The 12,014-nt window shown below is 38.2% G+C and carries 11 protein-coding genes; 3 read left to right on the top strand and 8 right to left on the bottom strand.

Features of this window, described 5'->3' with window-relative positions; all coding sequences use genetic code 11:
- Positions 1–347: 347 nt before the first annotated feature.
- The 3 genes from KME09_13765 to KME09_13755 all read right to left on the bottom strand — a co-directional run bounded on the left by KME09_13765 (position 348) and on the right by KME09_13755 (position 3,642).
- Positions 348–854, bottom strand: coding sequence for a GNAT family N-acetyltransferase (locus KME09_13765; GenBank protein MBW4534998.1), 507 nt, complete (start codon positions 852–854; stop codon positions 348–350).
- Between the two features lie 114 nt (positions 855–968).
- Positions 969–2,891 (bottom strand): penicillin-binding protein 2, encoded by a 1,923-nt coding sequence (locus KME09_13760; protein MBW4534997.1) that lies wholly within the window; start codon positions 2,889–2,891, stop codon positions 969–971.
- 238 nt (positions 2,892–3,129) lie between these two features.
- Positions 3,130–3,642 (bottom strand): hypothetical protein, encoded by a 513-nt coding sequence (locus KME09_13755; protein ID MBW4534996.1) that lies wholly within the window; start codon positions 3,640–3,642, stop codon positions 3,130–3,132.
- 278 nt (positions 3,643–3,920) lie between these two features.
- Here KME09_13755 and KME09_13750 point away from each other — a divergent pair, with 278 nt between their 5' ends.
- Positions 3,921–5,141, top strand: coding sequence for an FAD-dependent monooxygenase (locus KME09_13750; protein MBW4534995.1), 1,221 nt, complete (start codon positions 3,921–3,923; stop codon positions 5,139–5,141).
- A 223-nt stretch (positions 5,142–5,364) separates the two neighbouring features.
- On the opposite strand, the gene KME09_13745 is transcribed toward KME09_13750, so the two are convergent.
- A complete protein-coding gene (locus KME09_13745; GenBank protein MBW4534994.1) occupies positions 5,365–7,092 on the bottom strand; it encodes an ABC transporter ATP-binding protein/permease in 1,728 nt (575 codons plus the stop codon).
- A gap of 404 nt (positions 7,093–7,496) precedes the next feature.
- On the opposite strand from KME09_13745, the gene KME09_13740 reads away from it, so the two are divergent.
- Entirely contained in the window at positions 7,497–8,438 is a 942-nt protein-coding gene (locus KME09_13740) for a methyltransferase domain-containing protein (GenBank protein ID MBW4534993.1), read from the top strand.
- A 127-nt stretch (positions 8,439–8,565) separates the two neighbouring features.
- On the opposite strand, the gene KME09_13735 is transcribed toward KME09_13740, so the two are convergent.
- On the bottom strand, positions 8,566–8,868 hold the full coding sequence (locus KME09_13735) for a hypothetical protein (GenBank protein MBW4534992.1): 303 nt from the start codon (positions 8,866–8,868) through the stop codon (positions 8,566–8,568).
- Positions 8,869–9,005: 137 nt separating this feature from the next.
- Positions 9,006–9,326: a hypothetical protein gene (locus KME09_13730; GenBank protein MBW4534991.1), complete on the bottom strand. Its 321-nt coding sequence runs from the start codon at positions 9,324–9,326 to the stop codon at positions 9,006–9,008.
- Positions 9,327–9,889: 563 nt separating this feature from the next.
- Between KME09_13730 and KME09_13725 the strand changes: the two genes are divergently transcribed.
- Complete coding sequence (locus KME09_13725; protein MBW4534990.1) at positions 9,890–10,126, top strand: hypothetical protein; 237 nt, start codon at positions 9,890–9,892, stop codon at positions 10,124–10,126.
- Positions 10,127–10,222: 96 nt separating this feature from the next.
- Here KME09_13725 and KME09_13720 read toward each other — a convergent pair whose 3' ends face one another.
- Together KME09_13720 and KME09_13715 are read right to left on the bottom strand one after the other, a co-directional pair.
- On the bottom strand, positions 10,223–10,789 hold the full coding sequence (locus KME09_13720; protein ID MBW4534989.1) for a hypothetical protein: 567 nt from the start codon (positions 10,787–10,789) through the stop codon (positions 10,223–10,225).
- A 953-nt stretch (positions 10,790–11,742) separates the two neighbouring features.
- Entirely contained in the window at positions 11,743–11,961 is a 219-nt protein-coding gene (locus KME09_13715; GenBank protein ID MBW4534988.1) for a type II toxin-antitoxin system HicB family antitoxin, read from the bottom strand.
- Positions 11,962–12,014 lie beyond the last annotated feature (53 nt).

Genomic DNA, 12,014 nt, shown 5'->3' with positions numbered 1-12,014 from the left:
GAGTTACAATATCTGTGCTGAAGAAATATATTGAGAATCAAAATACACCAATTTAAACCCTGCCCACCCTCTCATCCCGACGTTGACCTATCGGTACAACGCGGGGCTTCACGGGTGGAAGCTAAATAGGATGAAAGATGAAAAAAAGTAAATCAAAATCGCCGTCTCAAAATAATTAATGGAGAAAAAAAAGCTTATTTAATTGCGATCGCTTGTAGCGAAACTTCAGCAGGTACAGGAAAATGGTCGAACTTGAGTGTGTTCAACAGGTATCAACAGAAACTATCAAAGACTTTATCCTTCAATTCAAACTTGATGAACTACTAGAATCAATTTGCCAAGCAGTATTACTGACAATTCAAACTATACATTGCCACATCCAAACCATGATAAATGATCTTTTTTTCTAGTGTCATACCCAGTTTGTTAGCGACACGAATCGAACGACTATTTTCTATTTCGATCAAACAGACAAAACGCTGAAAGTTAAATCTCTGCTGTCCATACTCCACAACCGCCTGAGCTGCTTCAGTTGCCAGTCCCTGTCCCCAATATTTTCGGGCTAAACGATAACCGACTTCAACTTCTTTTTGCTGCTCAATAGATTGAATAAAAAAACCACAGTAGCCGATTAATTCTTGATTTTGTTTATGTACTACGCCATATAAACCAAAACCATATTCCATATAAGATATTAATCTTTGCTCAATAAACTGTTTAATTTGCTTTTTACTATGTACGCCAATGATTGAAAATTGCATTACTTCTGCGTCACCTAAGATCGGCATTAAAGCTTCGGCATCACGGGAAGTAATATACCGCAACGTTAGTCGAGAAGTTTCCAGAATCTGCATTTGTCACAGCTCAACAACAAGTTAAAACTAATGCTAACAGTCGCTTGACATCATGCTCAAGAATGTAACTTCTCGTTATTTCATGGTGCTGGTAGTAGGAGATATGAAACATGATTAGCGATCTACTTTTGCCTGGCGATCTACATTCTGACTAGTCTTACTAGGTGGGATGCCTTCCATGTTAATAATACCTTGAATCACCGAACCAACTATCGGTGCAGCAACAGTAGAACCAAAGGTATATTTTCCATGGGGTTCATCCACTACCGCTAAAACTGCATATCGAGGTGCTTCTACGGGAAATATACTGACAAAGCTAGTAATTTTGGCTTTTTCATCATATCCTCCCCGATCCACTGCCTTTTGAGAAGTACCAGTTTTACCCGCAATACGATAGCCTGGAACTTTGGCAGCATAGCCACTGCCATCCTCAACCACCTCTTCCATCATTTCTAAAACCGTCTTGGCAGTTTTGGGCGAAAAGATTTGCTTACTGTTTGCTGGTTGAACATAGTGTAAATAGCCTTTGTAGTCTGATAAACCTCTAACTACGTGAGGAGTAATTAATTTTCCTTGATTAGCTAAGGCTGCATGAAGTTGAATTAACTTGAGGGGAGTTAAGGACAAACCTTGACCAAAAGCGGTAGTGGCGGGTTCAATTTCTCTGACAGTAAATTCTACCTCGTCTTTTAAGCTGCCTGGAGTGTAGCCAGGAATATCAAAATCTACCTGATCCTCAATCCCCAATTTTTGCAGATCTCGATAGTATTCTAAAGGTTTCATCCGTCGCATCGCCTTGATCATGCCGACATTGCTGGAATATTTAAGAATTTCAGCTAGAGATAATTCTCCCCTAGCGCCTTCTTGGTCAAAATCATGATTACGCACCACCGCATCCTTAATTTTAATTTCTCCCGTGTCATTAAAGGTGTCGTCAGGATCGATGACTCCTGCATCCAAGGCCAAGGCAAGATTAATTGGTTTAAAGGTTGAACCAGGTTCATAAAGATCGGTAATTGCCCAGTTCTTAAATAGTTCAATCCCGTATTTATTGTAAGTATTCGGATCGTACGTGGGTTCTGATACCAAAGCAGCGATCGCACCATCACGGACATCCATAACGATTACCGTACCCCGCTTGGCCTTATATTTATCCATCTGTACCTTAAGGGCATTGCGGGCAATCTGCTGTAATCTTAGGTCAATAGTTAGCTGTAGTCGCAGATCGTCGAAGTTAAAGAGTTGTTGCGATCGCTCTAAATCCCCTGGATAAAATATAGGTTTAGAGTTTTCAAAGCTGCGCTTCATTTTCCAGCTTATTGGCTTGCGTTCTAAAAGCTTGTTTTGAGTGTATTCCACCCCTGCTTGGGGACTACGAGAACTGTCGCGATTAACATATCCCGTCACTTCAGCAGCCATCTTTTTGTGAGGATAGAAGCGAGTATAGTTTTGCTTGAGATCCAAACCATCAATTTGCATCGTGGTAATTTTCTCCTTGACAGATTCTGGCAGATCCTCAGACAACAGGATTCCCCAATCTTGTTTGGCAAAGATGGCTAATAGTTCTGCTGACGTTTTATCACCCAATATTGCTGAGAGTTGTTCGGCAATTTCTGTTGCGGGTACTGGTTCTGAGTTGCGTCTAAATAGATGAGGATGAACGTAAAGTGTATAGGTGATACGATCGGTGGCTAAGACGTTTTGCTGGCGATCGACAATTTGACGACGAGGAATATAAAAATTTAGCTTAGTTGTCTGCTGATCGATCGCGATCTGGCTTAATTTTTTCCCGTCGGGTGCTTGTTCATACTTAATCACGGGATCGATGACCTGAAGATAGTACAATTTAGCGCCTAAAGCAAACGCCCCAATCACTAAGATACTCCAGACGAGCAACAATCTGGCGATCGCCGAGTTAGTGGTTGGCATTGCTCGATCTCGATCGCTGTTACGACGCTGTAGCTGTTGTCGTTTAGCTAGCTTAAGGGAATTATTTCTATTTGGCTTGAGAGGGAATTTAAACTTAGATTTGGACATAGTTGAGCTTCTAAGCTGTCTAATATTTAAGATTAGTCATCGGTATTTCTCTACTAGCTAAATAATTTACTTAGATTGATTAACTCGGTAATTTTATGCAAAGATAGCGAAGTATATCCTTTAGGATAACTGTATAAATCAAAGCTATTTTGACTTTAATTGTGAGAATGATCGGTAAATAAAAAGAAGCAGAAATTGATATTAACGAATAACTCTAAAAATCTCCAATATTTTTGGCTTAATATCCCAAACTGTTATATTTTAGCTCTGCTATTTTTGACTGGGTTTGCTGAAGATCGGCTGGGTTTCTGGGTTTAACTTGAGCAGGATTAATAAAAATCGCCGATTCTGGCTTAGATATGCTCAAACTCTTGTTTTTTCCTGCTTCTTGGGCAATTTGATATTTAATCGTTTCGTTGACTGCTACTAATTGACGTTCCTGTTGCTGTAAATCTTCTAAATGTTGATATTCCTGACTCCATTGCTGAGGAATTTTCACCGTCGAAACATAGAGACTGATACTGGCAGTCATGGTGGCGATCGCCAAGCAAAAAGAACTTTTTTGGATTAAACAGAGGGTTTTCAGGTTCTTTGGCAAGGCTTGGGACTTAGGAAAAGTCTTCGATTTAACCAGTTTTGCTGGTTGAACTGGCGATCGCTGAACTATGTTCGGTTGATTAACAACTTCGTTGGGTTGAGCTTGAGGATAATAGTAATCAGACGAAAAATCGGGTTTTCTCAGAGCCGCCATCGATCAATCTCCATGTTTTTGGTTAAGCCATTGGGCGAATTTTAGCTTACATTCAAAAAAATGATAAGAGCAAAATTATTAAAATTAATAGTTGATTTGGAAGTCAATAAAGATAAGATAAAGTTCAGATCGAGATTGAATAAAAAAATATTTTTGGTTGATTTTTTTAGTTCTAAGGGATATTAAATAGCTAATAATTTTTTTGATTGTTTATTATGCCCAATTTTTCTTAATTACTCTTATTAGGTAAAAATTTAATTACAGTTATAAATAAAACTATGCAGGTAATAATTGTTGGCGCTGGCCCTACAGGTGCAGTACTAGCGCTAATGCTAGTCAAAAAAGGGATTAAAGTAAAACTAATTGAAGCGTCTAGCGATTTTAAACGCCAATTTCGGGGAGAAGGTTTGATGCCCAGTGGCTTAGATGCCTTGGCAGAAATGGACTTGCTCAAACTATTATCAGATATTCCCCATCAAACTATCGATGCTTGGGAATTTTTGTTATCTCACCGTAGTTTATTTAAAGTGAATGAGCCAATAGAAGCAACAGGAAAATATTGCACCACAGTAGTTTCACAACCTCATTTATTAGCAGCAATTATTCAGCAGGCGGAAACTTATCCTCAATTTGAATTTATGCAAGGAGAAGCTGTCCAGGATCTTTTATCAGTCAACAAGCGTATTTGTGGCATTAAATTAGGTTCGGGAAGAGAAATTCAAGCCGATCTAGTGATTGCTGCTGATGGACGTAATTCGCTAATTCGCAAAAAAGCAGGAATTGATTTAACTAAGCTGCAAAGCAGTATTAATATTCTGTGGTTCAAACTTGATTCGGGAACTTTAGCTCAATCAAGCAACATCTTTTATTCCATTATTCAGGGTAAAGACGCTTTTGGTCTATTTAGAGCCTCATCTGGTCAATTACACATCGGCTGGGGACTTCATGCAGACGATAATTACGACTGGAAAACCGTTGATTGGGTCAATAAACTAGCCGCCACTTCTCCTCCCTGGTTAGCAGAACATATCCTGAAACATCAAGCTAGCTTAACTCAACCCCTACTGTTATCTGTAGTCGTCGGTAGATGCGATCGCTGGTCAATCCCTGGACTAATTTTACTGGGGGATGCAGTCCATCCCATGTCACCAATCCGCGCACAGGGAATTAATATGGCATTTCGCGATGCGATCGTCGCTGCTAATCACTTAGTTCCGATCTTAAGTAGTTCAGCAGCTAATTTAGATCAGATTGACGCGGTATTACCCTTGATTCAACAGGAAAGAGAACCAGAAATTATCCGTATTCAACAACTACAGGCACAGGAAATGGGCCAGGCAGAACTACTGCACAATAGCGCTTTTGTTCGCTGGGGGGCTAAAACCTTGGCGCCGATCATTGGGCCAGGGATTAAGTATTCGTGGTTAAAAAGACAAAAGCAACTACGTCAGGGAGTAACTAAGGTAGCTGTAAGCTATGGCCGTACAAAGTTGGATTAGGACATTAATAGTAATTTGCTCGTAAGTAGGAAATAGGAAGTAAGAAATAGGAAAGAGGAAATAGTATTTCAAAGATGTCTTAACGTTGTTATCTAGGGCTATATTAATGCTGATCGCAATCCAGACGACTGATTAAACGTAATTAAAAAGCTAAAAGCTAAAAGCTAATAGCTAATAGCTACCTTAACCGATCAATTGTCTTTACCCTAACTGAGATTAGATACTAAACTTCTTGAAATTGTCGAGCATGAAATTTAGCATATGCTCCATTTTTATCTAGTAATTGTTGATGATTACCAGACTCAATTATTTGCCCTTTTTCTAATACTAGAATACGATCTGCCCTTCGGACAGTAGCTAATCGATGAGCAATGACAAATACTGTGCGATCGCGCATAATTCTTTCTAAGGCTTCCTGTACTAATGCTTCAGATTCCGAGTCCAAGGCAGAGGTAGCTTCGTCTAAAATTAAAATTCGCGGATTTAGTAAAATTGCCCGAGCGATCGCAATTCTTTGTCTTTGTCCACCCGAAAGGTTAACCCCTCTTTCTCCCACGTAGGTAAAGTAACCTTGAGATAGTTCGTTAATAAATTGATGGGCGTTAGCAATTTTGGCAGCAGCTTCAATATCTTTTAGTTCTAAATCAGTTTTACCAAAGGCAATATTTTGGGCAATTGTACCAGAGAATAAAGTAGTTTCTTGTGGCACAATGCCTATTTGTTGTCTCAGGCTTTTGAGAGTAACGTCTTGAATATTGATGCCATCAATTAAGATTTTTCCTCGATCAACATTATAAAAGCGGGGTAATAAATTAACTAAAGTAGACTTACCTGCACCCGATGAACCGACTAAGGCAATGGTTTCTCCAGGATGCGCCAACAAGCTTAAATTATTAATTACAGCAACATCAGGCTTATAGCTAAAGCTAACCTCAGCGTATTCAACTTTACCTGTTACTGACTCCAAAGCGATCGCCTGTTCTGTTTCAACTACTGCGGGTTGAATTGCTAGTAACTCAAAGATTTTATCTACAGATGCCTGTCCTTCCTTAAAGCTATTATAGTTACTCGTCGTATGAGTAATTGGGTCAATTAATAGTGCCACTCCTGTAATGTAGCTGACAAAATCCTTTCCAGTTAAATTTCCTAAAGATATCTGCCATCCACCTAAGAAAAAGATAAACAAGACAGTCATTACCAGTAAAAAGCCTACCACCACAAACTGAAATGCCTTGACCTTCTCCGCCTGATATTTAGCTTGGCAATTGGCTTGTGCTTCTCGACTAAAACGCTCTAATTCATATTCTTCGGCGGCAAAAGCCTGGACTAAACGAATACCGCTCAATACTTCAGTTAATAAAGCCGACAGATTAGAAATCCGATTTTGACTACGGCGCGAATACTTTAACAGTTTCTCTCCAAATGTGCCGATAATTATCCCCATCAAAGGGGCTAAAATCAAAGTTGCGATCGTTAACTGCCAATTCAGCCATAACATATAGCCTAACACTACCAATAACTGTAAGATGCAGGGAATAAAATCGTGAAAAAACTGATTAATTACTTCCCCAATGCGATCGATATCTTCAGTTAAACGATAGGTTAAATCCCCTGTTTTAACCACTTCAAAATAATTCAGGCTTAACTTCTGTAAATGACTATAGACAGATGTGCGTAAACTTAAAGTCGCCTTGAGTGAAGCTTTCGCCATTAGAGCATCCTGTCCATATTGAGCCACCCCCTGTAACAAAAAAACTATTGCTGCTAATCCAGCGATGCGTGCAATACTACTGGGATCGCCTTTGCCAATATATTGACTTACTTCTCCTGCTAGCCAGGCTTTAATTGGCCAAAAAGTAGTGAAGATTACAGTACAAATAAAAGCCCAAAATATAGTCAGGCTTTGAGGACGAACAAAAGGAAGGAGTTGCCAATAGCTACGATTCTTCAAAGGGATCTCAGGGTGATTATGGTAGTCATTAGTCTACACCAGAGATTATTACTGTCAATTAGCTTTAAGTTTGGATGTCAAACTAATTGAGAGAAAATTTGGGCAAAAAAAAAGCGCGTTGTCTAAGGACGCACCTTTTAAATTGGTAAATAATAATGAATATCTAGTCTTAAATTTATTATTCCACAACTTTCTTTAACAATTAGTATGTTCATGTAATCTTGCTCAAACAAAGACCAACTTCATCTTAACTTTATAAAACTGGAATCTAAACTCATATCAAGCTGTAAATTTGGGCTAAAGCGATCGCCAAAGTGGCATTTTTCTTTATCTTGGAGAATAAGCATTCTACAATAAGAGCAATTTAAATTTAAGATAATAATTGAACCTTCAAACATCTTGCGATGACTGTTGCTCCTCAGCCTAAAATAAATCTAACCTCCCGTTTAGTGCAAGGCATCTTATCAATTAAGCCTTTAGCTGACTTTGCCAAATCCCGCGCGCGTCAGATGATGATCGAGCGTGCAGAAGCAATTGGTGTACCCTGGCGAGAAAATGTCCAACAGTTAAGCGATCGCAATTGGTCTGAAGATTTTACTCAAATCCAGAATCCAAACCTCAAATATCCAGACTATTACACCACTTCTTTTCACGCTTATCCAGATGGTAATTTAAGCTGGAAAGCGGCTTGGGAAGTAGAATCGGCGGCTCGATCTGTCCATGCTAAGATTTGGCCAGAAGTCGGTGTTAACGGCGACACTAGACTGAGACAAAGTTATCATCAGGCATTGCAGCAGCATCTAACAATTACCCCTAATACGATTCTCGATCTTGGTTGTGGTGTAGGAATGAGCAGTATTGCTCTACAGGAAATTTATCCCCAAGCACAAATTACAGGGATCGATCTTTCTCCGTACTTTCTTTCCGTAGCTCAACATCGAGCAAAACAGCAACAATATTCAATTAAATGGATTCATGCTGCTGCTGAATCTACAGGTCTAGCTACTCAAAATTTTGATTTAGTTTCGGCTTCCTTGATGTTTCATGAGCTTCCCACTGTCGCAGCACAGGCAATTATTACGGAAGCTCATCGTCTACTACGTCCAGGAGGTTATTTATCCATTATGGATATGAATCCTCAATCCTCAATCTTCCAGAAAATGCCCCCTTATATATTGACTCTACTTAAAAGTACTGAACCCTATTTGGATCAATATTTTACGTTGGATATGAAGCAAATATTTATTGGCGCAGGTTTTACTACTCCTCGTATTTCGATTACTACTCCTCGCCATAGAATAATTATCGCTCAGGCGCAGCAACCAGCAAATTACGGTGTTGTATAATCCTGCAATAGTAAAAACTAATTAAGAAACTTGAAGACTCAGAAACGGAGCAAATTTTTATCTAACTAAAAACTATCCCGTAACTATGCAACGCCTAGTCAATTAGTCAATTACTATTGAAAATCAATTAAAATTCATTTGCTTCTATATAACGTAAAGCTAGATACATCAACCCAACAAAAACCGCTATACCTACTAAAATTGCTCCAATTAAAATCTTCCCTGACTTAAATGCGATTACTGTCGTGAGCAAAAAAGGAACTCCTAATAATGTTGCAGCTATCACAAGCCTGCTAGGAGTCCAGCGAATATTCATATTACTCCCAATTTGACCATCTCCTCCAGTAAAATTGGGTACTACAGCTTCCTGGGATCTCTTCGTCCCTCCTGTAACTAGCCTTTTAGGTAAATTATATTTTTTGTTATCCATAGCAAGATTCTAAATTTGTTTAACTGCTTAATCACAGACATGGCAAAGAATAGATTAACGCTACTATTTAAAAATGACCACTGATATTAATAGTCAAATATAAAGTCTTATAACAATATTTGTTGTTTTTGTTGATTTTAACTACATTTCGGTAAGCCCATTCTTTGTCTCCTCAATACTTCTTCAGGACGTATTAGGGGAAAAGTCTTCTTCTCGGCAGGAGTCGGTTTTTTAATCGGACGGGGTGCTTGAATTAGGTCTAGAGCAATTAATTTATCTTTAGGGAAAATATCACTTAAATACCATTCATCTTGAGATAAAATATCCCAAATATCTGCCAGACGACGAAATTTACGAGCTTTGTTGCCCATTTTTAAGATCCAGCCTCCGACAGTGCGTTTGATATCCATGCAAGCTTGATGGGCTAATCTCATGACTCGTTGGAGACTAAGGCGCATTATCGGAGAGATATCTTTTGCCCTACGGATGATTTGTTTGGCTTGTTCTAAGTCTTTTTTGATGATTTCGTTTTCTTGTCTAAGCTTATGGACTTCTGTTTTGAGGGCGATGATTTCTTTTTCTAGTTGGTCGGTAGTTGCTTGAGGTTCATCGCCAAAGGGGATTTCTAGATTTGTCTTGATCGCACTTGATGACTGGAATTCGATTAGGGATATGCGTTCTAGGTTAACGGCTTCGTAACCGCCAGCATCTAGTTCTACTGTCCATTTTATGGAGTAGAGGGTTTAGACAAGGACACTATTAAAGCAAGTTAATAGTGCAAATTTTTCAAGTTAATTCTGGTGGGCAACAAGCTTCTTTTACAACATCTTCTTGCTCTTAATGTTTTTTGTCCATCCTATGATCAGCGCGATCGCACTAATTCCTCCAAGAATTCATAAGGAGCGATCGCCATGAGCTATTTCATTATCATACACAATAAAAGGAAAATAAAAAACTTTTTTTAAATAATTTGTGTGTATAAAATAGAGATTATTAGACTTATTGACGTGCTAACAGCCAAATGAGCAAAGCGACAGAGTATTCTCAGGGAAAACACCCAAACTCATTAGCCAACTTAATTAAAACTGACGGAAGACCTAAACAATACGAAAGTAAAAAGGAAAGGAAAAATATTTCTGTCACATCAGAAGGATGGGAAGGTATTGGCAAGTTAGCAGAACGTTATGGTTGTTCTAACAAATCGGAGTTTATTGAGAAATTAGGCAGGGGATTAATCGAGTTAAAAGTTTCCGCTTAGTTGAGATAATTTATTTGATTAACAGCGATCGCCATCACGAACTTAATTGACTGCAACCAGCAATAGATTTATTGATGTTGGGTTTCACTCTAAAGACTATTCAAATCCTTTTAAATAGCGAGCAATATATTTTTGTCCACGTTCAATATAATAAAGTGAAAAAAGTTTTTCATAATCTTGCTTGACTAATGTCATGGCTCGTTGTGTCCGCTCATGGCCAAAGACAATAAACTGAGCTGTAGATATTGCATAGAATTTGCGTTCTGACTCTTTAATATTGTCTTTAAATGCATGTTTGTAGAGCGATCGCACTGCTTGAATAAATGCTTTTTGTTCGTCATCAAATTCAATTTTGCCTTCACTGGGAAAATATAATTCTGTCCGTTTCATAAAACCCATGACTATATTCATACATTCACGGGTCTTTTCTACCGATAAACATTCTCGATCGCTGCGACGAAATGCCCACTGAGTGCAACCGTTGGTTACTTCTAATACCCTCAGTTTGGCAAATTTATCTAGAGCTTCATCAGAAAATTTTTCAAACTCTTCAATTTGTTCTTCTATGAGCTTTTTAAATCCTTGATAATCTTCTGCAAAAAACTCCTTTAGTTCTTTGATCTCTGCTAGTTTGTTCCAATAAATTGTGCGTTGTATTTTCATGATTAAAAAGCATCTATTCTATGATATTGGTGTAAAGCTTCAAAGTTTTATAATCTTCACTTCTATCGTACCAACAGCATACTGCTCTCCCAAAAGTGCGTAGCGAAGACATGCCTTATGGCTTATCGCATCCCTCAACCCGCAATAATTCAACTTCAACTTCACACTACTTTCCCGCAACTCAGCCGTAACCAGTTGATTTGGTTCAAATTGTAGTTTTTCAGTGGTGCGATCGCCATCACGAACTTAATTCTCTCTCTAATTCAATGTAAACAAACGTATGCGTTTGCCCTGGTTTTTTAGCAGTAGCATTTGCCTTTACTACCTCGAACAGATTTTGCCAACTTCCCGAACCAAACCTAAACGGCATAGTTAGTAATCCTGCTTTAGCCTGGGATAGAAAGTAGTTTCATGTTTAGTAATTCTAATAAGCGACACTAAGCACACAAATAATTCTTTTCCCTTTTGGGGAATTAAAAGTAATTGTATTCAGCGATCGCGACAATATTAACAATATTTACTTATCAATTGAGACAATACACCACTAAATCCAAATAAGATCATGAGATCTTGACGAATTAATAAACCTTTATTGGCTAGAAATATAATTAAAGTAATCAAGGAGAACAATATAATCACCAAATTAAGCAATTTATATCTTCTTGTTAATTTTGTATCCTCAGGTGATTTTTGAAGAGCGATCTAAAGGCGATCGCCTTCAATAAATATATAAAATATAGGGAAATACTAAATTAAAACTAATCAAACAGTACGGAATTGATTAACTTATAGTAGTCATAAAAGAATCAAATTTCAGGAGATATCTTAAATGAGTAAATTATTTGCAGTAGTAGTTGCCACTGTACCCGAATATTACGAATATAAAAAAGAACATCCCGAACACGATCGAGATTAACTTGAGTGGTTTAAGCAGCAATACGAAATTCATTTAATTATGCCGAATAAGCTACTTTGGGGATTGGTAAAGATTCTCCAGTGCTTTCGTAGGCTGTAATGAGGGATTCGAGAGCTTCTTTTCCATTAGCAAATGCCTCATCATAAGTATCGCCATGAGTACGCCAATAACTACCAGGAAAATCGGGTAATGCTACCAAAAAGCAATTATCCTCATCACTCCACTGAATAATCATTTGATATTTGGCTTTATCCATTTTCTTGTCTTCTGCTTACTTCTTCAATTTCAAACGTTAGAGTGAAATTATAA

The sequence above is a fragment of the Pleurocapsa minor HA4230-MV1 genome, assembly GCA_019359095.1.
Taxonomy (GTDB): domain Bacteria; phylum Cyanobacteriota; class Cyanobacteriia; order Cyanobacteriales; family Xenococcaceae; genus Waterburya; species Waterburya minor.
This window is presented reverse-complemented; position numbering and strand designations above follow the sequence as displayed.